Annotated in this window: 23 protein-coding genes and 4 tRNA genes; all 27 read left to right on the plus strand. The window is 55.4% G+C overall.

Annotation, left to right across the window (positions count from 1 at the left end; genetic code table 11):
* Nucleotides 1-169: 169 nt before the first annotated feature.
* Nucleotides 170-1,123, plus strand: a complete 954-nt coding sequence (gene birA, locus J2Y39_RS23030) for a bifunctional biotin--[acetyl-CoA-carboxylase] ligase/biotin operon repressor BirA (RefSeq protein WP_056786912.1) — start codon at nucleotides 170-172, stop codon at nucleotides 1,121-1,123.
* Nucleotides 1,113-1,865, plus strand: coding sequence for a pantothenate kinase (locus J2Y39_RS23035; protein WP_056786910.1), 753 nt, complete (start codon nucleotides 1,113-1,115; stop codon nucleotides 1,863-1,865). Before birA ends, J2Y39_RS23035 begins: the two co-directional genes overlap by 11 nt.
* Nucleotides 1,866-1,872: 7 nt before the next feature.
* Nucleotides 1,873-2,304: a hypothetical protein gene (locus J2Y39_RS23040; protein ID WP_095181969.1), complete on the plus strand. Its 432-nt coding sequence runs from the start codon at nucleotides 1,873-1,875 to the stop codon at nucleotides 2,302-2,304.
* Nucleotides 2,305-2,446: 142 nt separating this feature from the next.
* Nucleotides 2,447-2,531, plus strand: a tRNA-Tyr gene (locus tag J2Y39_RS23045).
* A 25-nt stretch (nucleotides 2,532-2,556) separates the two neighbouring features.
* Nucleotides 2,557-2,630 (plus strand) — tRNA-Gly (locus J2Y39_RS23050).
* Nucleotides 2,631-2,657: 27 nt separating this feature from the next.
* Nucleotides 2,658-2,733: transfer RNA gene (locus J2Y39_RS23055), tRNA-Thr, on the plus strand.
* Between the two features lie 85 nt (nucleotides 2,734-2,818).
* Nucleotides 2,819-4,012, plus strand: coding sequence for an elongation factor Tu (gene tuf / locus J2Y39_RS23060; protein ID WP_064361246.1), 1,194 nt, complete (start codon nucleotides 2,819-2,821; stop codon nucleotides 4,010-4,012).
* 53 nt (nucleotides 4,013-4,065) lie between these two features.
* Nucleotides 4,066-4,141, plus strand: a tRNA-Trp gene (locus J2Y39_RS23065).
* A 45-nt stretch (nucleotides 4,142-4,186) separates the two neighbouring features.
* Entirely contained in the window at nucleotides 4,187-4,555 is a 369-nt protein-coding gene (secE, locus tag J2Y39_RS23070) for a preprotein translocase subunit SecE (RefSeq protein WP_016772937.1), read from the plus strand.
* Between the two features lie 9 nt (nucleotides 4,556-4,564).
* Nucleotides 4,565-5,098, plus strand: coding sequence for a transcription termination/antitermination protein NusG (nusG, locus tag J2Y39_RS23075; protein ID WP_007957598.1), 534 nt, complete (start codon nucleotides 4,565-4,567; stop codon nucleotides 5,096-5,098).
* A 118-nt stretch (nucleotides 5,099-5,216) separates the two neighbouring features.
* Nucleotides 5,217-5,648 carry a 50S ribosomal protein L11 gene (gene rplK / locus J2Y39_RS23080; protein WP_003176435.1) on the plus strand — a complete coding sequence of 144 codons (432 nt, stop codon included), beginning with the start codon at nucleotides 5,217-5,219 and terminating at the stop codon, nucleotides 5,646-5,648.
* On the plus strand, nucleotides 5,648-6,343 hold the full coding sequence (gene rplA / locus J2Y39_RS23085) for a 50S ribosomal protein L1 (RefSeq protein ID WP_024014523.1): 696 nt from the start codon (nucleotides 5,648-5,650) through the stop codon (nucleotides 6,341-6,343). The genes rplK and rplA overlap by 1 nt, the downstream gene beginning before the upstream one ends.
* 198 nt (nucleotides 6,344-6,541) lie before the next feature.
* Nucleotides 6,542-7,042, plus strand: a complete 501-nt coding sequence (rplJ, locus tag J2Y39_RS23090) for a 50S ribosomal protein L10 (RefSeq protein ID WP_008081912.1) — start codon at nucleotides 6,542-6,544, stop codon at nucleotides 7,040-7,042.
* Between the two features lie 73 nt (nucleotides 7,043-7,115).
* Nucleotides 7,116-7,481, plus strand: coding sequence for a 50S ribosomal protein L7/L12 (rplL, locus tag J2Y39_RS23095; RefSeq protein ID WP_007962228.1), 366 nt, complete (start codon nucleotides 7,116-7,118; stop codon nucleotides 7,479-7,481).
* A 221-nt stretch (nucleotides 7,482-7,702) separates the two neighbouring features.
* On the plus strand, nucleotides 7,703-11,776 hold the full coding sequence (gene rpoB / locus J2Y39_RS23100) for a DNA-directed RNA polymerase subunit beta (RefSeq protein ID WP_016772939.1): 4,074 nt from the start codon (nucleotides 7,703-7,705) through the stop codon (nucleotides 11,774-11,776).
* 64 nt (nucleotides 11,777-11,840) lie between these two features.
* Nucleotides 11,841-16,040 carry a DNA-directed RNA polymerase subunit beta' gene (gene rpoC / locus J2Y39_RS23105; protein WP_016772940.1) on the plus strand — a complete coding sequence of 1,400 codons (4,200 nt, stop codon included), beginning with the start codon at nucleotides 11,841-11,843 and terminating at the stop codon, nucleotides 16,038-16,040.
* Between the two features lie 216 nt (nucleotides 16,041-16,256).
* Nucleotides 16,257-16,628, plus strand: a complete 372-nt coding sequence (rpsL, locus tag J2Y39_RS23110; protein WP_003186084.1) for a 30S ribosomal protein S12 — start codon at nucleotides 16,257-16,259, stop codon at nucleotides 16,626-16,628.
* Between the two features lie 107 nt (nucleotides 16,629-16,735).
* On the plus strand, nucleotides 16,736-17,209 hold the full coding sequence (gene rpsG / locus J2Y39_RS23115; protein ID WP_016772941.1) for a 30S ribosomal protein S7: 474 nt from the start codon (nucleotides 16,736-16,738) through the stop codon (nucleotides 17,207-17,209).
* A gap of 30 nt (nucleotides 17,210-17,239) precedes the next feature.
* Entirely contained in the window at nucleotides 17,240-19,345 is a 2,106-nt protein-coding gene (fusA, locus tag J2Y39_RS23120; protein WP_016772942.1) for an elongation factor G, read from the plus strand.
* Nucleotides 19,346-19,376: 31 nt separating this feature from the next.
* Nucleotides 19,377-20,570 (plus strand): elongation factor Tu, encoded by a 1,194-nt coding sequence (gene tuf, locus J2Y39_RS23125; protein WP_064361246.1) that lies wholly within the window; start codon nucleotides 19,377-19,379, stop codon nucleotides 20,568-20,570.
* A gap of 154 nt (nucleotides 20,571-20,724) precedes the next feature.
* Nucleotides 20,725-21,036: a 30S ribosomal protein S10 gene (gene rpsJ, locus J2Y39_RS23130; protein ID WP_003186070.1), complete on the plus strand. Its 312-nt coding sequence runs from the start codon at nucleotides 20,725-20,727 to the stop codon at nucleotides 21,034-21,036.
* Nucleotides 21,037-21,116: 80 nt separating this feature from the next.
* Nucleotides 21,117-21,752: a 50S ribosomal protein L3 gene (rplC, locus tag J2Y39_RS23135; RefSeq protein WP_003228738.1), complete on the plus strand. Its 636-nt coding sequence runs from the start codon at nucleotides 21,117-21,119 to the stop codon at nucleotides 21,750-21,752.
* Nucleotides 21,753-21,764: 12 nt separating this feature from the next.
* Nucleotides 21,765-22,367, plus strand: a complete 603-nt coding sequence (gene rplD, locus J2Y39_RS23140) for a 50S ribosomal protein L4 (protein ID WP_003228735.1) — start codon at nucleotides 21,765-21,767, stop codon at nucleotides 22,365-22,367.
* Entirely contained in the window at nucleotides 22,364-22,663 is a 300-nt protein-coding gene (gene rplW, locus J2Y39_RS23145) for a 50S ribosomal protein L23 (protein ID WP_002555488.1), read from the plus strand. Before rplD ends, rplW begins: the two co-directional genes overlap by 4 nt.
* 14 nt (nucleotides 22,664-22,677) lie before the next feature.
* Nucleotides 22,678-23,502: a 50S ribosomal protein L2 gene (gene rplB / locus J2Y39_RS23150; RefSeq protein WP_016772943.1), complete on the plus strand. Its 825-nt coding sequence runs from the start codon at nucleotides 22,678-22,680 to the stop codon at nucleotides 23,500-23,502.
* Nucleotides 23,503-23,518: 16 nt separating this feature from the next.
* Nucleotides 23,519-23,794, plus strand: a complete 276-nt coding sequence (gene rpsS, locus J2Y39_RS23155) for a 30S ribosomal protein S19 (protein ID WP_011336172.1) — start codon at nucleotides 23,519-23,521, stop codon at nucleotides 23,792-23,794.
* Between the two features lie 11 nt (nucleotides 23,795-23,805).
* The gene (gene rplV, locus J2Y39_RS23160; RefSeq protein ID WP_003103908.1) at nucleotides 23,806-24,138 is read left to right on the plus strand and encodes a 50S ribosomal protein L22; all 333 of its coding nucleotides are present in this window, start codon (nucleotides 23,806-23,808) and stop codon (nucleotides 24,136-24,138) included.
* Nucleotides 24,139-24,146 lie beyond the last annotated feature (8 nt).

Genomic DNA, 24,146 nt, shown 5'->3' on the forward strand with positions numbered 1-24,146 from the left:
TGGGGTTTCCCCATGTGAGAGTAGGTCATCGTCAAGATTAAATTCCGAAACCCCAATTGCGAAAGCAGTTGGGGTTTTGTTTTGCCTGCGAGAAATGTGTCCGCTTGATTTCTATGCAACGGCCCGGGGCATGGCTATTATGCGGGCCTCATTGTGAGGCGATACCTGCATGCTGACGTTGTTGAATCTACTGAAGGATGGACGATTCCATTCCGGACAGGACTTGGGCGTTGCCCTGGGAATTAGCCGAAGTGCTGTATGGAAGCAGCTACAACAGCTTGAAGCTGAACTAGGCCTGTCGATCCATAAAGTTCGCGGTCGCGGATATCAATTGTCGGCGCCTTTGATGCTCCTTGATCCTCTTGAAATAACCAGGAAGATGCCGCAATGGCCGGTGCGTGTGTTCGACTCCGTCGACTCGACAAATGCCGAAGCTCTGCGCTCCATCAGCGAGGGCGCCCCCGCGCCGTTTTTGGTGCTCGCGGAGCGACAATTGGCAGGCCGTGGTCGTCGAGGCCGCAAGTGGGTGAGCCCATTTGCGGAAAATCTTTATTACAGCCTGGTTCTTCGAATAGATGGCGGCATGCGTCAGCTTGAGGGGTTGAGCCTTGTTGTTGGCTTGGCCGTGATGCAGACCTTGCGAAGCGCCGGCGTGCCCAATGCCGGTTTGAAGTGGCCCAACGATGTTTTGGTGGGTAACAAGAAAATAGCCGGCATCCTGCTCGAACTCGTCGGCGATCCGGCGGATGTATGTCATGTTGTATTGGGTATAGGAATCAACGTGAATATGCAGGTTGCCGATGAGGTCGACCAGCAATGGACTTCTATAAAACTGGAGTCAGGCAAAGCCTGCGATCGCAATGCTCTGGTGGTTGAGTTGAGTAATCAACTCAAAGCTTATACCCATAAACACCAGCTCAACGGGTTCGCAAGTCTGCAGGCAGAATGGGCGGAAAATCATCTGTGGCAGGGTCGATCCGTGTCGTTGATCGCGGGTAACAGCCATATCGATGGGATAGTGCTCGGGATTGATAGCCAAGGCGGGTTGCGCTTGATTGTAGATGGTGTTGAAAAAGTCTTTAGTGGTGGAGAGCTCAGCCTGAGGTTGCGTGATGATTCTTGAGCTTGACTGCGGCAATAGTTTTATCAAATGGCGCGTGCTGGATGCGTCGGCGAGTGGGCTGGTCTCGGAAGGAGTTGTAGATTCCAATCAGGCTTTGCTTGAGAGTCTACGGATCATAAAGTCGCTCTCGCTGCGCAAGTGTCGTTTGGTAAGCGTCAGGACTAACGAGGAAACCAGCGCTTTAACCGAAATGCTTGAGCGCGCGTTCGGTATTCCTATCGTGTGTGCGAAACCCGCCCGCGAGATGTCCGGTGTTCGAAACGGCTATGAAGACTATGAGCGTCTGGGGCTTGATCGCTGGCTGGCGATGCTCGGCGGCTTCCACCTGGCTGCCGGAAGTGCTTGCCTGGTTCTCGATTTCGGTACCGCGGTCACTGCCGATTTTGTCGCGGCTGACGGTGAGCATCTCGGGGGGTTCATTTGTCCTGGTATGCCTTTGATGCGAAACCAGTTGCGCACCCATACCCGTAAAATTCGTTATGGTGATGAAGCAGCAGAGCGCGCCCTTTCCAGTCACGTCCCGGGACGGACCACCGTTGAAGCGGTGGAGCGCGGTTGTTCTTTGATGCTGAGGGGCTTCGTTCTCACTCAATTAGAGCTGGCTCGAGCGTACTGGGGAGAGCAATTCGCCGTCTTTATTACGGGAGGGGATGCCGAGTTGGTTAAAGGCGTCGCGCCTGACGCCAGGGTTGTGCCCGACCTGGTTTTTGTCGGCTTGGCGATGGCTTGTCCCTTGTCTTGAGGTTTATATGCGTTGGTTGTTCCTGCTGCTGGTTGTACTCAATGTTTTTTACTATGTCTGGCATCAGCAGGAAGCGCCCTTGCGAGCCAAAGATGTAACGCCTCTTAATCTGTATCGTGGTTCGCAGCAGGATATCCGTCTGCTGAGCGAAACCGCAGGTGAAGGTCGAAGAGGCGAGGTGGCGCCGCGTCAGCAGTGCTTGTTCCTTGGCGGATTTTCTGACGAAGATTCAATTGCCAGGTTGCAACAGCGTCTGGTGGCGATGAAAGTCAATGTGCAATCCCTGCCGAAAGATGCTGCCGGAAGCGGGTACTGGCTGGCAGCTGCGCCGGACAGCCAGCGTTTGTTGGGCGATCTGCAGTTGCAAAACCTTTCCAAGGAATTCAATGAGTTAAAACATAAAATAATGCTGTGCGAAGGGGTTGCACCTGCTCAATAGTTTGCATAGAATGGCGCCCGCTCCACAGCGAACACCTTAAGCGGGATTCGAAGTGAAGCGTGTCAACGCAGCTAACCTCAGGTTTTTAAATGAGAAAATGCTTGACAGGGGTTTGGCATGATATAGAATGCCGGCCTGATTAGGAGGGGTTCCCGAGCGGCCAAAGGGATCAGACTGTAAATCTGACGTCTACGACTTCGAAGGTTCGAATCCTTCTCCCTCCACCAGATTTAAGCGTGAGCTGCAGGCTCCGCGGGTATAGTTTAGTGGTAGAACCTCAGCCTTCCAAGCTGATGATGCGGGTTCGATTCCCGCTACCCGCTCCAAGTTTGCAGGTTGTGCAAAAGGGTTTTGCTCTTGTAGCTCAGTTGGTAGAGCACACCCTTGGTAAGGGTGAGGTCAGCGGTTCAAATCCGCTCAAGAGCTCCATATAACAAGGCAGATATGAAAATATCTGCCTTTGTTTTAATGGTTGATATTGTTTGTCTAATTTCTTCTGTAGAGGGTGATATCGATGGCTAAGGAAAAATTTGATCGTTCCCTGCCCCACGTCAACGTTGGGACCATTGGTCACGTTGACCACGGTAAAACCACTCTGACTGCTGCTCTGACTCGCGTTTGCTCCGAGGTTTTCGGTTCTGCAATCGTTGACTTCGACAAGATCGACAGCGCACCAGAAGAAAAAGCTCGCGGTATCACCATCAACACCGCGCACGTTGAGTACAACTCGAAGATCCGTCACTACGCTCACGTTGACTGCCCAGGTCACGCTGACTACGTGAAGAACATGATCACCGGTGCTGCTCAGATGGACGGCGCTATCCTGGTTTGCTCGGCCGCTGATGGTCCGATGCCGCAAACCCGTGAGCACATCCTGCTGTCCCGTCAGGTTGGCGTTCCGTACATCGTGGTCTTCCTGAACAAGGCTGACCTGGTAGACGACGCTGAGCTGCTGGAACTGGTTGAGATGGAAGTTCGTGACCTGCTGTCGACTTACGACTTCCCGGGCGACGACACTCCGATCATCATCGGTTCGGCTCGTATGGCGCTGGAAGGCAAAGACGACAACGAGATGGGCACCACTGCCGTCAAGAAACTGGTTGAAACTCTGGATGCCTACATCCCAGAGCCAGTTCGTATGATCGACAAGCCATTCCTGATGCCAATCGAAGACGTATTCTCGATCTCGGGTCGCGGTACTGTTGTGACTGGTCGTATCGAGCGCGGTATCGTTCGCGTTCAGGACCCGCTGGAAATCGTTGGTCTGCGTGACACCACCGTTACTACTTGCACCGGTGTTGAAATGTTCCGCAAGCTGCTCGACGAAGGTCGTGCCGGCGAGAACTGCGGCGTTCTGCTGCGTGGTACCAAGCGTGATGACGTTGAGCGTGGCCAGGTTCTGGTCAAGCCAGGTTCGGTCAAGCCGCACACCAAGTTCACCGCAGAAGTTTACGTTCTGAGCAAGGAAGAAGGCGGTCGTCACACTCCGTTCTTCAAAGGCTACCGTCCACAGTTCTACTTCCGTACTACTGACGTGACTGGTAACTGCGAGCTGCCAGAAGGCGTTGAAATGGTAATGCCAGGTGACAACATTCAGATGACTGTTACCCTGATCAAAACCATCGCGATGGAAGACGGTCTGCGTTTCGCTATCCGTGAAGGCGGTCGTACCGTCGGCGCTGGCGTCGTAGCAAAAATCATCGAATAAGCGGTTGTAATGTATTTTTCGGGCCGGCATAATGGTCGGCCTGATTTTGTTTTAGGTCAGTAGCTCAATTGGCAGAGCGACGGTCTCCAAAACCGTAGGTTGGGGGTTCGATTCCCTCCTGACCTGCCAGATTCACTCGGTGTATCTGGCTTTCTTTTCACAGGATCTTCATAGATGACTCCTAAAGCTGAAGCTCAAGGCTCTCGCTTCGATCTGCTCAAGTGGCTTGTAGTAGTCGCTTTAGTGGTTGTTGGCGTTGTTGGCAATCAGTATTACGCTGCTTCGCCGATCCTGTACCGTGTACTCGCTTTGCTTGCCATTGCTGCCGTAGCTGCCTTTGTAGGCCTGCAAACCGCGAAGGGCAAGTCTTTCTTTGTACTGGTTAAGGAAGCTCGCACCGAGATTCGTAAAGTCGTGTGGCCAACTCGCCAAGAAACCACGCAGACCACGCTGATTGTCGTGGCTGTTGTTCTGGTTATGGCGTTGCTGTTGTGGGGTCTTGATTCCCTGCTCGGCTGGCTTGTTTCCTTGATTGTCGGCTAAGGGTGTCCCGTGGCTAAGCGTTGGTATGTTGTGCATGCTTACTCGGGTTACGAGAAGCATGTGATGCGCTCGCTGATCGAGCGCGTAAAGCTGGCTGGCATGGAAGATGGCTTCGGCGAGATTCTGGTTCCCACTGAAGAAGTGGTTGAGATGCGTAACGGCCAGAAGCGCAAAAGCGAACGGAAGTTCTTTCCAGGCTATGTGCTGGTCCAGATGGATATGAACGAGGGTACTTGGCACTTGGTCAAGGATACTCCTCGGGTGATGGGTTTTATCGGCGGTACCGCTGACAAGCCTGCGCCAATTACAGATAAAGAGGCAGAAGCGATTCTGCGTCGCGTTGCTGATGGTAGCGACAAGCCTAAGCCGAAGACATTGTTCGAGCCAGGTGAGACGGTGCGTGTCAACGACGGTCCATTCGCTGATTTCAATGGCGTTGTGGAAGAAGTTAACTACGAAAAGAGCCGGATCCAAGTGGCTGTGCTCATTTTCGGTCGCTCTACTCCGGTGGAGCTCGAGTTCAGTCAGGTCGAGAAGGTCTAACTGGACAAGCAATCCCAACCCCGCAGCCTTAGGCTGTGGGGTTTTGTCGTCACTGGGATAAACGCGCAAGTAACCGGGGAGCCTTTCGAGGCGTTCGAACCCGTAATTGGAGTGCCTCATGGCCAAGAAGATTACCGCTTACATCAAGCTGCAAGTGAAGGCCGCTCAGGCTAACCCAAGTCCACCGGTTGGTCCTGCTCTGGGTCAGCACGGCGTGAACATCATGGAATTCTGCAAGGCTTTCAACGCCCGTACCCAGGGTCTTGAGCCAGGTCTGCCGACTCCAGTGATCATCACTGTCTACAGCGACCGTAGCTTCACTTTCGAAACCAAATCCACCCCTGCTTCGGTTCTGCTGAAGAAGGCGGCCGGTCTGACCAGCGGTTCCGCTCGTCCGAACACCGTTAAGGTTGGCACTGTTACCCGTGCTCAGCTGGAAGAAATCGCGAAAACCAAAAACGCGGATCTGACTGCAGCTGATATGGATGCAGCCGTGCGTACTATCGCCGGTTCTGCTCGTAGCATGGGCCTTAACGTGGAGGGTGTGTAATGGCTAAGCTGACCAAGCGTCAAAAGGCTATCGCCGGCAAAATCGAAGCAGGCAAGGCCTACAACATTGTAGACGCCGCTGCTCTGCTGGCCGAGCTGTCGACTGTCAAGTTCAGCGAGTCGTTCGACGTTGCTGTAAACCTGGGTGTAGACCCGCGTAAATCCGACCAGGTTGTTCGTAGCGCTACTGTGCTGCCACACGGCACTGGCAAGACCGTTCGCGTTGCTGTGTTCACCCAGGGTCCAGCTGCTGAGGCCGCTCTGGCTGCCGGCGCTGACCGTGTAGGTATGGACGACCTGGCTGCCGAAATGAAAGGCGGCGACCTGAACTATGACGTAGTGATCGCATCCCCGGATGCCATGCGCGTTGTAGGTCAGTTGGGTCAGATCCTCGGTCCACGTGGCCTGATGCCTAACCCTAAAGTCGGCACCGTAACTCCAGACGTAGCCAACGCGGTCAAGAACGCCAAGGCTGGTCAGGTTCGTTATCGCACCGACAAAAACGGCATCATCCACACTTCCGTTGGCAAGATCGGCTTCGACGCCGTCAAGCTGAAGGAAAACGTTGAAGCCCTGATCGCTGATCTGAAGCGTATCAAGCCAGCTTCCTCGAAAGGTATTTACGTCAAGCGCGTTACCCTGAGCACCACTATGGGCCCAGGTCTGGTTATCGACCAGAGCTCGCTCGACGCGTAAGACAAAGGTTGGCGCGGATTGCCGCGCCAATTGAAAGATTGGGGTCCCTGCCTGGCGGGGGCTATCCAAGACCGTAGGCGGCGCAAGCCTTAAACCTCAAGCCTACGCAGATGGTGCTCCCGGTTCCTTACCGAATCAGACACCAAAACGACATTCGGTTCCGATCGAATGAAACGGTAACAAGCAGGAGTTAAACCCGTGGCAATTAATCTCGAAGACAAGAAGGCCATCGTCGCTGAAGTCAACGAGGCTGCCAAAGTCGCTCTGTCCGCTGTCGTGGTTGATGCACGTGGCGTAACAGTAGGCGCAATGACCGGACTCCGTAAAGAGGCTCGTGAAGCTGGCGTTTACGTACGTGTTGTACGTAACACCCTGCTCAAGCGCGCTGTTGCTGACACTCAATACAGTGTCCTCAACGACGTGTTCACCGGCCCGACCCTGATTGCATTCTCGAACGAACATCCGGGCGCTGCTGCCCGTATCTTCAAAGAGTTTGCCAAGGGTCAGGACAAGTTCGAGATCAAGGCAGCTGCGTTCGAGGGCAAGTTCCTCGCAGCTAATCAGATCGACGTACTGGCAACTCTGCCGACCCGTGACGAAGCAATTTCTCAGCTGATGAGCGTGATTCAAGGCGCAACCAGCAAATTGGCTCGTACTCTGGCGGCAATTCGCGACCAGAAAGAAGCTGCCGCAGCCTAAGGCTCGTCACTTCTCGCGTTTTTTGTTTATTTCGATGGTCGCGTAGGCCGTCCCCCAATTCAGGAATTGAGTCATGTCTCTGACTAACGAACAAATCATCGAAGCAATCGGCCAGAAATCCGTAGTGGAAATCGTTGAGCTGATCAAAGCGATGGAAGAAACCTTCGGTGTTACCGCTGCTGCCGCTTCGGCTGGCCCAGCTGTAGCTGCTGCTGCTGTTGAAGAGCAAACCGAGTTCAACGTTGTTCTGCTGGAAGCTGGCGAGAAGAAGGTTAACGTGATCAAGGCAGTTCGTGAACTGACTGGTCTGGGCCTGAAAGAAGCCAAAGAGAAAGTAGACGGCGCTCCTCAGGTTGTAGCTGAAGGCGTTTCGAAAGAAGCGGCTGAAGACGCCAAGAAGAAGCTGGAAGAAGCAGGCGCTAAAGTCGAGCTGAAGTAAGCATCGACTTTGCTCCTCCAGCCCGAGCGTCAAGCGACAGGCTGATGGCTGGTGGCTCTTGCCACCGGCCTTTTTCCGTTATTGGCAGCCGACTGGGTCGGTGCTGATAAAGGCGCTGTAACCACCCGATGCGGTGGCGCAAACCATGGGGTTTGCACGATTTTCTGGCTGCTCCCGTCGGGAGGGGCCAAACAAGCAGGTGACCAAGCTGGGGAACGCTGATGGCTTACTCATATACTGAGAAAAAACGTATCCGCAAGGACTTTAGCAAGTTGCCGGACGTCATGGATGTGCCTTACCTCCTGGCCATCCAGCTGGATTCGTATCGTGAATTCTTGCAAGCGGGAGCGACTAAAGATCAGTTCCGCGACGTGGGCCTGCATGCGGCCTTCAAATCCGTTTTCCCGATCATCAGCTACTCCGGCAATGCTGCGCTGGAGTACGTCGGTTATCGCCTGGGCGAACCGGCATTTGATGTCAAAGAATGCGTATTGCGCGGTGTAACTTTCGCCGTACCTTTGCGGGTAAAAGTGCGCCTGATCATCTTCGACAAAGAATCGTCGAACAAAGCGATCAAGGACATCAAAGAGCAAGAAGTCTACATGGGTGAAATCCCCCTGATGACTGAGAACGGTACCTTCGTAATCAACGGTACCGAGCGTGTTATCGTTTCCCAGCTGCACCGTTCCCCGGGCGTGTTCTTCGACCACGACCGCGGCAAGACGCACAGCTCCGGCAAACTGCTGTACTCGGCTCGCATCATTCCTTACCGCGGTTCGTGGCTGGACTTCGAATTCGACCCGAAAGACTGTGTCTTCGTGCGTATCGACCGTCGTCGCAAACTGCCGGCTTCGGTACTGCTGCGCGCACTCGGTTACACCACCGAAGAGGTGCTGGACGCGTTCTATACCACCAACGTATTCCACCTGAGCGGCGAAACCCTCAGCCTGGAACTGGTGCCATCGCGCCTGCGTGGTGAAGTTGCGGTTCTGGACATCCAGGACGAGAAGGGCAAGGTCATCGTTGAGCAAGGCCGCCGTATTACCGCGCGCCACATCAACCAGATCGAGAAAGCCGGTATCAAGACGCTGGACGTGCCACTGGACTACGTCCTCGGCCGCACCACCGCCAAGGCTATCGTGCACCCGGCTACCGGCGAAATCCTGGCCGAATGCAACACCGAGCTGAACACTGAAGTCCTGGCAAAGATCGCCAAGGCCCAGGTGGTTCGCATCGAGACCCTGTACACCAACGACATCGACTGCGGTCCGTTCGTCTCCGACACGCTGAAGATCGACTCCACCAGCAACCAATTGGAAGCGCTGGTCGAGATCTATCGCATGATGCGTCCAGGCGAGCCGCCAACCAAAGACGCTGCCGAGACCCTGTTCAACAACCTGTTCTTCAGCCCTGAGCGTTATGACCTGTCTGCGGTCGGCCGGATGAAGTTCAACCGTCGTATCGGTCGTACCGAGATCGAAGGTTCGGGCGTGCTGTGCAAGGAAGACATCGTCGCGGTCCTGAAGACTCTGGTCGACATCCGCAACGGTAAAGGCATCGTCGATGACATCGACCACCTGGGTAACCGTCGTGTTCGCTGCGTAGGCGAAATGGCCGAGAACCAGTTCCGCGTTGGCCTGGTACGTGTTGAGCGTGCGGTCAAAGAGCGTCTGTCGATGGCTGAAAGCGAAGGCCTGATGCCGCAAGACCTGATCAACGCCAAGCCAGTGGCTGCGGCGGTGAAAGAGTTCTTCGGTTCCAGCCAGCTGTCGCAGTTCATGGACCAGAACAACCCGCTGTCCGAGATCACCCACAAGCGTCGTGTCTCTGCACTCGGCCCTGGCGGTCTGACTCGTGAGCGCGCAGGCTTCGAAGTCCGTGACGTACACCCGACTCACTACGGTCGTGTCTGCCCGATTGAAACGCCGGAAGGTCCGAACATCGGCCTGATCAACTCCCTGGCTGCGTACGCTCGCACCAACCAGTACGGCTTCCTGGAAAGCCCGTACCGCGTGGTGAAAGAGGGTGTGGTCACCGACGAGATCGTGTTCCTGTCCGCTATTGAAGAAGCCGATCACGTGATCGCGCAGGCTTCGGCGACCATGAACGAGCAGAAAGTCCTGATCGACGAACTGGTTGCCGTACGTCACCTGAACGAATTCACCGTCAAGGCGCCGGAAGACGTCACCCTGATGGACGTTTCGCCGAAGCAGGTTGTGTCGGTTGCAGCGTCGCTGATTCCGTTCCTCGAGCACGACGACGCCAACCGTGCGTTGATGGGTTCGAACATGCAGCGTCAGGCTGTACCGACTCTGCGCGCTGACAAGCCGCTGGTAGGTACCGGCATGGAGCGTAACGTAGCCCGTGACTCCGGCGTTTGCGTCGTGGCTCGTCGTGGTGGCGTGATCGATTCCGTCGATGCCAGCCGTATCGTGGTTCGTGTTGCCGATGACGAAGTTGAAACCGGTGAAGCCGGTGTCGACATCTACAACCTGACCAAATACACCCGCTCGAACCAGAACACCTGCATCAACCAGCGTCCGCTGGTGCGTAAAGGTGATCGCGTTCAGCGTAGCGACATCATGGCCGACGGCCCGTCCACCGACATGGGTGAGCTGGCACTGGGTCAGAACATGCGCATCGCGTTCATGGCATGGAACGGCTTCAACTTCGAAGACTCCATCTGCCTGTCCGAGCGTGTTGTTCAGGAAGACCGTTTCACCACGATCCACATTCAGGAACTGACCTGTGTGGCCCGTGACACCAAGCTTGGCCCAGAGGAAATCACTGCGGACATCCCGAACGTGGGTGAAGCTGCACTGAACAAGCTGGACGAAGCCGGTATCGTTTACGTAGGTGCTGAAGTAGGCGCAGGCGACATCCTGGTGGGTAAGGTCACTCCGAAAGGCGAGACCCAACTGACTCCGGAAGAAAAACTGCTGCGTGCAATCTTCGGTGAAAAAGCCAGCGACGTTAAAGACACCTCCCTGCGCGTGCCAACCGGCACCAAAGGTACTGTCATCGACGTACAGGTCTTCACCCGCGACGGCGTTGAGCGTGATGCTCGTGCACTGTCGATCGAGAAGTCCCAGCTGGACGAGATCCGCAAAGATCTGAACGAAGAGTTCCGCATCGTTGAAGGCGCGACTTTCGAACGTCTGCGTTCCGCACTGGTAGGCCACAAGGCCGAAGGCGGCGCCGGCCTGAAGAAAGGTCAGGACATCACCGACGAAGTACTCGACGGTCTTGAGCACGGCCAGTGGTTCAAACTGCGCATGGCTGAAGATGCGCTGAACGAGCAGCTCGAGAAGGCTCAGGCCTACATCGTTGATCGTCGCCGTCTGCTGGACGACAAGTTCGAAGACAAGAAGCGCAAACTGCAGCAGGGCGATGACCTGGCTCCAGGCGTGCTGAAAATCGTCAAGGTTTACCTGGCAATCCGTCGCCGCATCCAGCCGGGCGACAAGATGGCCGGTCGTCACGGTAACAAGGGTGTGGTCTCCGTGATCATGCCGGTTGAAGACATGCCGCACGATGCCAATGGCACCCCGGTCGACGTGGTCCTTAACCCGCTGGGCGTACCTTCGCGTATGAACGTTGGTCAGATTCTCGAAACCCACCTGGGCCTCGCGGCCAAGGGTCTGGGCGAGAAGATCAACCGGATGGTCGAAGAGCAGCGTAAAGTCGCTGAACTGCGCACTTTCCTGGACGAGATCTACAACCAGATCGGCGGTCGTAACGAAGATCTGGACAGCTTCTCCGATCAGGAAATCCTCGATCTGGCGAACAACCTGCGTGGCGGCGTTCCAATGGCCACTCCAGTGTTCGACGGCGCCAAGGAAAGCGAAATCAAGGCCATGCTGAAACTGGCAGACCTGCCGGAAAGCGGCCAGATGCAGCTGACCGACGGCCGTACCGGCAACAAGTTCGAGCGTCCAGTTACCGTTGGCTACATGTACATGCTGAAGCTGAACCACTTGGTAGACGACAAGATGCACGCGCGTTCTACCGGTTCTTACAGCCTGGTTACCCAGCAGCCGCTGGGTGGTAAGGCGCAGTTCGGTGGTCAGCGTTTCGGGGAGATGGAGGTCTGGGCACTGGAAGCATACGGTGCTGCTTACACTCTGCAAGAAATGCTCACAGTGAAGTCGGACGATGTGAACGGCCGTACCAAGATGTACAAGAACATCGTGGATGGCGATCACCGTATGGAGCCGGGCATGCCCGAGTCCTTCAACGTGTTGATCAAGGAAATTCGTTCCCTCGGCATCGATATCGATCTGGAAACCGAATAACACGTGACGCGAATCGAGAGCGGGGCAGGATTGCCCGCTCTCTGCTCCGCCAGGAGGAAAGGCCTTGAAAGACCTACTGAATTTGCTGAAAAACCAGGGTCAAGTCGAAGAGTTCGACGCCATCCGTATCGGATTGGCCTCGCCGGAGATGATCCGTTCGTGGTCGTTCGGTGAAGTTAAAAAGCCGGAAACCATCAACTACCGTACGTTCAAACCTGAGCGTGACGGCCTGTTCTGCGCCAAGATCTTTGGCCCGGTAAAGGATTACGAGTGCCTGTGCGGTAAGTACAAGCGCTTGAAGCACCGTGGCGTGATCTGCGAAAAGTGCGGCGTTGAAGTCGCACTGGCCAAGGTTCGTCGTGAGCGCATGGCGCACATCGAACTGGCTTCGCCGGTTGCCCACATCTGGTTCCTGAAATCGCTGCCGTCGCGTATCGGCCTGCTGATGGACATGACCCTGCGTGATATCGAGCGCGTTCTCTACTTCGAGAGCTATGTCGTTATCGATCCAGGCATGACCACCCTTGAAAAAGGTCAGCTGCTGAACGACGAACAGTACTTCGAAGCGCTTGAAGAGTTCGGAGACGATTTCGACGCCCGCATGGGTGCCGAAGCTGTCCGTGAACTGCTGCACGCTATCGACCTGGAGCACGAGATTGGCCGTCTGCGCGAAGAGATTCCGCAAACCAACTCGGAAACCAAGATCAAGAAGCTGTCCAAGCGTCTGAAGTTGATGGAAGCCTTCCAGGGTTCCGGCAACCTGCCAGAGTGGATGGTGCTGACCGTTCTGCCGGTTCTGCCGCCAGATCTGCGTCCACTGGTCCCACTGGATGGCGGTCGTTTCGCGACCTCCGACCTCAACGATCTGTATCGTCGAGTGATCAACCGTAACAACCGTTTGAAGCGCCTGCTGGATCTGTCGGCTCCGGACATCATCGTGCGCAACGAAAAGCGCATGTTGCAGGAAGCTGTCGATGCACTGCTCGACAACGGTCGTCGTGGCCGCGCTATCACCGGTTCCAACAAGCGTCCTCTGAAATCCCTGGCTGACATGATCAAGGGTAAGCAGGGTCGTTTCCGTCAGAACTTGCTCGGTAAGCGTGTTGACTACTCCGGTCGTTCGGTAATTACCGTAGGCCCGACCCTGCGTCTGCACCAGTGCGGTCTGCCGAAGAAGATGGCTCTCGAGCTGTTCAAGCCGTTCATTTTTGGCAAGCTGGAAATGCGTGGTCTGGCGACCACCATCAAAGCGGCCAAGAAAATGGTCGAGCGCGAACTGCCAGAGGTTTGGGACGTTCTCGCTGAAGTGATTCGAGAACACCCGGTTCTTCTCAACCGTGCACCGACCCTTCACCGTCTGGGTATCCAGGCGTTTGAACCGGTACTGATCGAAGGTAAGGCTATCCAGCTGCACCCGCTGGTCTGCGCCGCGTACAACGCTGACTTTGACGGCGACCAAATGGCCGTGCACGTACCGCTGACACTGGAAGCCCAGCTCGAAGCGCGTGCGTTGATGATGTCGACCAACAACATTCTGTCGCCAGCCAACGGTGAGCCAATCATCGTTCCGTCGCAGGACGTTGTATTGGGTCTGTACTACATGACTCGTGAAGCGATCAACGCCAAGGGCGAAGGTCGTGTGTTCGCGGATCTGCAGGAAGTCGACCGTGTGTTCCGTGCCGGCGAAGCCGCACTGCACGCCAAGGTCAAGGTTCGTATCAACGAAACCGTCAACGACCGTGACGGCAACAGCGTGAGCGGTACCCGTATCGTCGACACCACTGTCGGCCGTGCGCTGCTGTTCCAGGTTGTGCCGAAAGGTCTGTCGTTCGACGTCGTCAACCTGCCGATGAAGAAAAAGGCGATCTCCAAGCTGATCAACCAGTGCTACCGCGTGGTTGGTCTGAAAGAGACCGTGATCTTCGCTGACCAGTTGATGTACACCGGTTTCGCTTACTCGACCATCTCCGGCGTTTCGATCGGTGTTAACGACTTCGTTATCCCGGATGAAAAAGCCCGCATCATCGGTGCAGCCACCGACGAAGTGAAAGAAATCGAGAGTCAGTACGCCTCCGGCCTGGTAACCCAGGGCGAGAAGTACAACAAAGTGATCGACCTCTGGTCGAAAGCGAACGACGAAGTTTCCAAGGCGATGATGGCCAACCTCTCGAAAGAGAAAGTCATCGACCGTCACGGCGACGAAGTCGACCAAGAGTCTTTCAACTCGATGTACATGATGGCCGACTCGGGTGCGCGGGGTTCCGCAGCACAGATTCGTCAGCTGGCCGGTATGCGTGGTCTGATGGCCAAGCCGGACGGTTCCATCATTGAAACGCCGATTACTGCGAACTTCCGTGAAGGTTTGAGCGTACTTCAGTACTTCATCTCGACTCACGGTGCTCGTAAAGGTCTGGCGGATACCGCGTTGAAAACTGCGAACTCCGGTTACCTGACTCGTCGTCTGGTAGACGTGGCGCAGGATCTGGTTGTAACCGAGATCGATTGCGGCACCGAACACGGTCTGCTGATGACTCCGCACATTGAAGGCGGTGACGTTGTAGAGCCGTTGGGTGAGCGCGTATTGGGTCGTGTCATTGCCCGTGACGTATTCAAGCCAGGCACCGAGGACGTCATCGTTCCTGCCGGTACTCTGGTAGACGAGAAGTGGGTCGAATTCATCGAGCTGAACAGCATCGACGAAGTGATCGTGCGTTCGCCGATCAGCTGCGAAACCCGCTATGGCATTTGCGCCAAGTGCTACGGCCGTGATCTGGCTCGTGGTCACCAGGTGAACATCGGTGAAGCGGTCGGCGTTATCGCTGCCCAGTCCATCGGTGAGCCGGGTACTCAGCTGACCATGCGTACGTTCCACATCGGTGGTGCGGCAAGCCGTACTTCCGCAGCCGACAGCGTTCAGGTGAAGAATGGCGGTACCGTCCGTCTGCACAACCTGAAGCACGTTGAGCGAGTGGATGGTCACCTGGTTGCTGTGTCCCGTTCCGGTGAGCTGGCAATCGCTGACGATTTCGGTCGTGAGCGCGAGCGTTACAAGCTGCCGTACGGTGCTGTGATTTCGGTTAAAGAAGGTGACAAGGTCGACGCTGGCGCAATCGTGGCCAAGTGGGATCCGCACACTCACCCGATCGTTACCGAAATGAAAGGTACCGTGACCTACGTGGGCATGGAAGAAGGCATCACGATCAAGCGTCAGACTGACGAATTGACCGGTATGACCAACATTGAAGTACTCGACGCGAAAGATCGTCCTGCAGCGGGCAAAGAAATTCGTCCTGCAGTGAAGATGGTCGACGACAACGGCAAGGATCTGTTGCTGCCAGGCACTGACGTAATCGCTCAGTACTTCCTGCCAGCCAACGCCCTGGTCGGTGTGGCTGACGGTGCGAAGATTGCGATCGGTGATGTTATCGCTCGTATCCCGCAGGAAACTTCGAAGACCCGCGACATCACCGGTGGTCTGCCGCGTGTTGCCGACCTGTTTGAAGCGCGTCGTCCGAAAGAAGCGTCGATTCTGGCTGAAGTCAGCGGCACCATCGCGTTCGGTAAAGAGACCAAGGGCAAGCGCCGTCTGGTCATTACCCCGAACGACGGTAGCGATCCGTACGAAGAGCTGATTCCGAAGTGGCGTCACCTGAACGTCTTCGAAGGCGAACAGGTAAACCGCGGCGAAGTTATCTCCGACGGTCCAAGCGATCCGCACGACATCCTGCGTCTGCTGGGTGTAAGCGCGCTGGCCAAGTACATCGTCAACGAGATCCAGGACGTTTATCGTCTGCAAGGCGTGAAGATCAACGACAAGCACATCGAGACCATCCTGCGTCAGATGCTGCGTAAAGTTGAGATCTCCGAGTCCGGCGATTCCAGCTTCATCAAGGGCGATCAGATGGAACTGACTCACGTTCTGGTCGAGAACGAGCGTCTGAGCGCGGAAGACAAGTTCGTCTCCAAGTTCACTCGCGTTCTGCTGGGTATCACCAAGGCGTCGTTGTCCACCGAATCGTTCATCTCGGCGGCTTCCTTCCAGGAAACCACCCGCGTACTGACCGAAGCGGCAGTCACCGGCAAGCGCGATTACCTGCGCGGCCTGAAAGAAAACGTAGTCGTGGGTCGTCTGATCCCGGCCGGTACCGGTCTTGCCTATCACAGCGAGCGCAAGCGTCGCCGTGATGCCGACAAGCCGTTGCGCGTAAGCGCCAGTGAAGTGGAAGCTGCACTGACCGAAGCGCTGAACTCGAGCGGTAACTGAGTTCTGCGATAAACGAGAGTGAGGCCCTGATCGCTCCGTTCGTCGAATCGAGACATCAAGTCAAGGTTCGATGGGCGGGGAGGTCGGGGCCTTGCCTTGACTGGAATCAAGATCCTCTTTAGACTCTTGATCCCCTAAATTTGGCGGGAATTCGTTCCTGCCATTTTGCTTTTCTTGCAAGACAATAGCGTCGCAAGACAACAGTGGAGCTAGTAGATGGCAACTATCAACCAGCTGGTACGTCAGCCGCGTAAGCGTATCGTCGAGAAATCCGACGTACCTGCGCTGCAGAACTGCCCGCAACGTCGTGGCGTGTGCACCCGTGTGTACACCACCACGCCGAAAAAACCTAACTCGGCACTGCGTAAAGTATGCCGTGTGCGTCTGACCAACGGTTTCGAGGTTTCCTCGTACATTGGTGGTGAAGGCCACAACCTGCAAGAGCACAGCGTGGTACTGATCCGCGGCGGTCGTGTAAAAGACTTGCCAGGTGTTCGTTACCACACCGTTCGCGGCTCCTTGGATACTTCCGGCGTTAAAGGCCGTAACCAGGGTCGTTCGAAGTACGGTACCAAGCGTCCGAAGTAATCGGCCGTTTTGCAGATTTTTATTTTATTGAGTCGATAAGAGTAAGGTCGGGCACGCATCCTCTGGATCTGTCCCGAGCTAACCTGAAGACCGCTTGAGGGCTTATCATGCCAAGACGTCGCGTAGCAGCAAAGCGTGAGATTCTGGACGATCCGAAATACGGAAGCCAGATCCTCGCCAAATTCATGAACCACGTTATGGAAAGCGGCAAGAAAGCCGTTGCCGAACGTATCGTTTATGGTGCCCTGGAAACCGTTGCGGCCCGTAAGGCTGGCACCGATCCCCTGGAACTCTTCGAAAAAGCACTCGACGCCATCGCTCCGCTGGTCGAAGTGAAGTCGCGCCGCGTTGGTGGTGCTACTTACCAGGTTCCGGTCGAGGTTCGTCCTTCCCGTCGTAACGCTCTGGCAATGCGCTGGTTGGTAGACTTCGCCCGTAAGCGCGGCGAGAAGTCTATGGCTCTGCGTTTGGCTGGCGAACTGCTGGATGCTGCTGAAGGTAAAGGTGCTGCTGTTAAGAAGCGTGAAGACGTGCACCGTATGGCCGAAGCTAACAAAGCTTTCTCGCACTACCGCTTCTAATTTTAGCTTCACTAATTTTGCGAGGGCTTTATGGCTCGTACTACTCCGATTAGCCGCTACCGTAACATCGGTATCGTCGCTCACGTGGATGCTGGTAAAACCACCACCACCGAGCGCGTACTGTTTTACACCGGCAAAAGTCACAAAATGGGCGAGGTGCATGATGGCGCCGCGACCACAGACTGGATGGTTCAGGAGCAGGAGCGTGGTATTACCATTACTTCTGCTGCCATTACCGCCTTCTGGAAAGGTTCCGAGAAGCAGTACTCTCACGAGCACCGTTTCAACGTAATCGATACCCCGGGCCACGTTGACTTCACCATTGAAGTTGAGCGTTCCCTGCGCGTACTCGACGGCGCTGTCGTTGTGTTCTGCGGTACTTCGGGTGTTGAGCCGCAGTCGGAAACCGTATGGCGTCAAGCCAACAAATACGGCGTTCCACGTCTTGTTTACGTAAACAAGATGGACCGTGCCGGCGCCAACTTCCTGCGCGTGATCGGTCAGATCAAGCAGCGTCTGGGTCACACTCCCGTGCCGATCCAGTTGGCCATCGGTTCCGAAGACAACTTCCAGGGTCAGATCGATCTGATCAACATGCAAGCTGTCTACTGGAACGACTCCGACAAAGGTATGGTCCCTGTTCGCAAGGACATTCCTGCCGAGCTGCAAGAGCTGGCGGAAGAGTGGCGCAACAACATGGTTGAAGCTGCCGCCGAAGCCAACGAAGAGCTGATGAACAAGTACCTGGAAGGCGAAGAGCTGTCGATCGAAGAGATCAAGGCTGCTTTGCGTCAGCGTACTATCGCCGGCGAAATCGTTCTGGCCGTTTGCGGTTCTTCGTTCAAGAACAAGGGCGTTCCCCTGGTTCTCGACGCCGTTATCGACTACCTGCCTGCTCCGACCGACATTCCTGCTATCAAGGGTTCCAACCCTGATAACGAGGAAGAAGAGATGGAGCGTCATGCAGACGACAACGAGCCTTTCGCGGCTCTGGCGTTCAAGATCGCTACCGACCCATTCGTGGGTACTCTGACCTTCGTCCGCGTTTACTCGGGCGTGTTGAACTCCGGCGACGGCGTGATCAACTCGGTCAAAGGCAAGAAAGAGCGCGTGGGTCGTATGGTGCAAATGCACGCAAACGCCCGTGAAGAGATCAAGGAAGTACGCGCTGGTGACATCGCGGCCCTGATCGGCATGAAGGACGTCACCACTGGTGAAACCCTCTGCAACGCTGACAAGCCAATCATCCTGGTTCGCATGGACTTCCCGGAGCCGGTTATTTCGGTTGCTGTAGAGCCTAAGACCAAGGATGACCAGGAAAAAATGGGTATCGCTCTGGGCAAACTTGCTCAGGAAGACCCGTCTTTCCGCGTTAAAACTGATGAAGAGACTGGTCAGACGATCATCTCCGGCATGGGCGAGCTGCACCTGGACATCCTGGTTGACCGGATGCGCCGTGAGTTCAACGTCGAAGCCAACATCGGCAAGCCTCAGGTTTCGTATCGTGAGCGCATCACGAAGAACTGTGAAATCGAAGGCAAGTTCGTTCGTCAGTCCGGTGGTCGCGGCCAGTTCGGTCACTGCTGGATCCGTTTTGCTCCTGCTGACGAAGGTCAGGAAGGTCTGCAATTCGTGAACGAAGTTGTAGGTGGTGTGGTTCCTAAGGAATACATCCCGGCTATCCAGAAGGGTATCGAAGAGCAGATGAAGAACGGCGTTGTTGCCGGCTATCCGCTGATCGGCCTGAAGGCTACCGTGTTCGATGGTTCTTACCACGACGTCGACTCCAACGAGATGGCGTTTAAAGTGGCTGCTTCCATGGCGACCAAGCAACTGGCCCAGAAGGGTGGTGGTGAGTTGCTCGAGCCGATCATGGCGGTAGAGGTTGTTACGCCTGAAGACTATATGGGTGATGTGATGGGCGACCTTAACCGTCGTCGCGGCATGATCCAGGGTATGGAAGACACAGTGTCCGGCAAGGTTATCCGTGCCGAGGTTCCACTGGGTGAGATGTTCGGTTATGCGACCGACGTTCGTTCCATGTCCCAGGGTCGCGCAAGCTACTCTATGGAATTCAAAAAATATGATACGGCTCCGTCGCACATCGTCGAATCCGTAACCAAAAAACAAGGCTGATTCAGCCCCTTTAGGCTAGGAGTTAATTGTCGTGGCTAAAGAAAAATTTGATCGTTCCCTACCGCACGTCAACGTTGGCACCATCGGTCACGTTGACCACGGTAAAACCACTCTGACTGCTGCTCTGACTCGCGTTTGCTCTGAAGTTTTCGGTTCTGCAATCGTTGACTTCGACAAGATCGACAGCGCACCAGAAGAAAAAGCTCGCGGTATCACCATCAACACCGCGCACGTTGAGTACAACTCGAAGATCCGTCACTACGCTCACGTTGACTGCCCAGGTCACGCTGACTACGTGAAGAACATGATCACCGGTGCTGCTCAGATGGACGGCGCTATCCTGGTTTGCTCGGCCGCTGATGGTCCGATGCCGCAAACCCGTGAGCACATCCTGCTGTCTCGTCAGGTTGGCGTTCCGTACATCGTGGTCTTCCTGAACAAGGCTGACCTGGTAGACGACGCTGAGCTGCTGGAACTGGTTGAGATGGAAGTTCGTGACCTGCTGTCGACTTACGACTTCCCGGGCGACGACACTCCGATCATCATCGGTTCGGCTCGTATGGCGCTGGAAGGCAAAGACGACAACGAGATGGGCACCACTGCCGTCAAGAAGCTGGTTGAAACTCTGGATGCCTACATCCCAGAACCAGTTCGTATGATCGACAAGCCATTCCTGATGCCAATCGAAGACGTATTCTCGATCTCGGGTCGCGGTACTGTTGTGACTGGTCGTATCGAGCGCGGTATCGTTCGCGTTCAGGATCCGCTGGAAATCGTTGGTCTGCGTGACACCACCGTTACTACTTGCACCGGTGTTGAAATGTTCCGCAAGCTGCTCGACGAAGGTCGTGCTGGCGAGAACTGCGGCGTTCTGCTGCGTGGTACCAAGCGTGACGACGTTGAGCGTGGCCAGGTTCTGGTCAAGCCAGGTTCGGTCAAGCCGCACACCAAGTTCACCGCAGAAGTTTACGTTCTGAGCAAGGAAGAAGGCGGTCGTCACACTCCGTTCTTCAAAGGCTACCGTCCGCAGTTCTACTTCCGTACTACTGACGTGACTGGTAACTGCGAGCTGCCAGAAGGCGTTGAAATGGTAATGCCAGGTGACAACATTCAGATGACTGTTACCCTGATCAAAACCATCGCGATGGAAGATGGTCTGCGTTTCGCTATCCGTGAAGGCGGTCGTACCGTCGGCGCTGGCGTCGTAGCCAAAATCATCGAGTAAGACTTTTAAAGTCAGCTTGATGAGTTGAAAAAGCCCCCGCTCAGCGGGGGCTTTTTTATTGGGTTGACACCTATCGGGGGCGTCTATAGAATTGCGCCTCCTTTTAACGGGCGTATTGCGCCCGGTGGGAATAGCAGCCGGAGTCTGAAATCCAATGCAAAATCAGCAAATCCGTATCAGGTTGAAGGCTTTTGACCATCGCCTGATCGACCAATCAACCCAGGAAATCGTGGAAACCGCGAAACGTACTGGTGCTCAAGTGCGTGGTCCAATTCCACTGCCTACCCGTAAAGAGCGGTTCACCGTTCTGGTTTCCCCGCACGTCAACAAAGACGCGCGTGACCAGTACGAGATCCGCACTCATAAGCGTGTTCTGGACATCGTCCAGCCAACGGATAAAACCGTTGACGCGCTGATGAAGCTTGATCTTGCGGCCGGTGTGGAAGTGCAGATCAGCCTCGGCTAAGACTCGGTCTTGGTCGTGTAACGCTCTGAAATGGGCGGCCATAGCGGGTGAAAGCCCCGTACACTCATGAGGTTTACAACATGACTATTGGTGTAGTCGGTCGTAAATGCGGTATGACCCGTATTTTCACCGAAGAAGGTGTCTCCATTCCGGTCACGGTCATTGAGATCGAGCCGAATCGCGTCACCCAGTTCAAAACTGAAGAGACCGATGGCTATCGTGCAGTGCAAGTCACTGTCGGCGAGCGTCGCGCTTCGCGTGTAACAGCAGCTCAGGCTGGCCACTTCGCTAAAGCGAACGTTGCCGCTGGTCGCACCACCATGGAATTCCGCCTTGAAGAAGGCGAGTACCAGGCTGGCGATCTGATCAACGCTGAAATCTTCGCCGCTGGTCAACTGGTTGATGTAACCGGTCAGTCCAAGGGTAAAGGCTTCCAGGGTACGATCAAGCGTTGGAATTTCCGCGGGCAAGATAACACCCACGGTAACTCCGTATCCCACCGCGTCCCAGGCTCTATCGGCCAGTGCCAGACTCCTGGTCGTGTATTCAAGGGCAAAAAAATGTCCGGTCATATGGGCGCTGAGCGCGTGACCGTGCAGTCCCTGGAAGTAGTGCGCGTGGACGCTGAACGCAATCTGTTGTTGGTCAAGGGTGCTGTTCCTGGCGCTACTGGCGGCAACCTGGTTGTACGTCCAGCAGCCAAGGCTCGCGGTTAAGGGGAAGCTGACATGCAATTAAATGTAAATGACGCTCAAGCGATCGAAGTTTCCGAACTGACATTTGGCGGCGAATTCAACGAGACGCTGGTTCACCAAGCAGTCGTGGCCTACATGGCCGGCGGCCGTCAAGGTAGCAAGCAGCAGAAGACCCGTTCCGACGTTCGTGGTGGCGGCAAGCGCCCATGGCGTCAGAAAGGTACTGGCCGTGCTCGTGCCGGTACTATCCGTAGCCCAATCTGGCGTGGCGGCGGTACCACTTTCGCAGCTCGTCCACAGGATCACTCCCAGAAGCTGAACAAGAAGATGTATCGCGCAGCAATGCGCTCCATCCTTGCTGAGCTGGTGCGTACTGATCGTCTGGTCGTGGTTCAGGATTTCGCTGTTGAAACTCCGAAAACCAAAGATCTGCTGGGCAAACTGAACAACATGAGCCTGACCGACGTTCTGATCGTGTCGGACGCTGTTGATCAGAACCTGTACCTGGCTGCTCGCAACCTGCCGCACGTAGATGTACGTGACGTGCAAGGTTCCGATCCAGTTAGTCTGATCGCATACGACAAGGTGTTGATCACCGTGTCGGCCGTGAAGAAATTCGAGGAGCTGCTGGGATGAACCAGGAACGCGTATTTAAAGTTCTGCTTGGCCCGCACGTTTCCGAGAAGGCTACGGTTCTGGCAGACAAGAAAGGCCAGTTCGTTTTCAAGGTTGCTACTGATGCAACCAAGCTGGAAATCAAGAAGGCCGTCGAAAGCCTGTTCAGCGTGAAAGTAGAGCGCGTCACTACCCTGAACGTTCTGGGTAAGAGCAAGCGCACTGCTCGCGGTCTGGGCAAGCGTAATGACTGGAAGAAGGCAGTTATCTCCCTTCAGCCAGGCCAAGATCTCGATTTCAGCAGCAGTGCTGAGTAAGGAAGGGGTGCATCATGGCAATCGTTAAATGCAAACCGACTTCCCCTGGCCGCCGTTTTGTGGTCAAGGTGGTCAACCAGGAGCTGCATAAAGGCGCTCCTCACGCACCGCTGCTCGAGAAAAAATCGAAGTCTGGTGGTCGTAACAACAATGGCCGTATTACCACTCGTCACATCGGTGGTGGTCATAAGCAGCATTACCGTATGGTCGATTTCCGTCGCAACGACAAAGATGGCATCGTCGCCACTGTCGAGCGTATCGAATACGATCCAAACCGTACTGCTCACATCGCACTGCTGTGCTACGCAGACGGCGAGCGTCGCTACATCATCGCCCCTAAAGGCGTGAGTGCTGGCGACCAGCTGATCGCAGGCGCTCTGGCTCCAATCAAGCCAGGCAACGCTCTGCAACTGCGCAACATTCCAGTCGGTTCTACCGTACACGGCATCGAATTGAAGCCAGGTAAAGGTGCACAGATCGCTCGTTCCGCTGGTGCTTCGGCTCAGCTGATCGCTCGTGAAGGTGTCTACGTGACCCTGCGTCTGCGTTCCGGTGAAATGCGTAAAGTCCTGGCTGAATGCCGTGCGACCCTGGGTGAAGTCTCGAACTCCGAGCACAGCCTGCGTTCGCTGGGTAAAGCTGGTGCCAAACGCTGGCGTGGCGTTCGCCCAACCGTTCGTGGTGTTGCCATGAACCCGGTTGACCACCCACATGGTGGTGGTGAAGGTCGTACCTCTGGTGGTCGTCATCCGGTATCGCCATGGGGCTTCCCGACTAAGGGCGCGAAGACTCGTGGTAATAAGCGTACCGACAAAATGATCGTCCGTCGTCGCAAGTAAATAGAGGGATACGACAGTGCCACGTTCTCTGAAAAAAGGTCCTTTTATTGATCTTCACCTACTGAAGAAGATCGAAGTGGCGGCGGAAAAGAACGATCGCAAACCAATTAAAACCTGGTCGCGTCGTTCGATGATCCTGCCACAAATGGTCGGTCTGACCATCGCAGTACACAACGGTCGTCAGCACGTCCCAGTTCTCGTTAACGAAGACATGGTCGGCCACAAACTGGGCGAGTTCGCCGGTACCCGCAACTATCGCGGGCACGTGGCTGACAAGAAAGCCAAGCGTTAAGGGGTAAGGAAATGGAAGTAGCCGCTAAGTTGTCGGGCGCTCGAATCTCCGCCCAGAAAGCCCGCTTGGTCGCCGACCAGATCCGCGGGAAGAAGGTGGGCGAAGCGCTCAACCTGTTGGCTTTCAGCAGTAAGAAAGCCGCCGAGATCATGAAGAAAGTGCTGGAGTCGGCCGTAGCCAACGCCGAGCATAACGAAGGCGCAGACGTTGATGACCTGAAGGTCAGCACCGTTTTCGTCAACGAAGGGCGTTCGCTGAAGCGCATCATGCCACGTGCCAAAGGCCGTGCTGATCGCATCGTCAAGCGGTCTTGCCATATCACTGTCAAGGTTGCTGACAAGTAACGGAGTCG

This window comes from Pseudomonas sp. 2957 (assembly GCF_031456345.1).
Lineage (GTDB): Bacteria > Pseudomonadota > Gammaproteobacteria > Pseudomonadales > Pseudomonadaceae > Aquipseudomonas > Aquipseudomonas siliginis.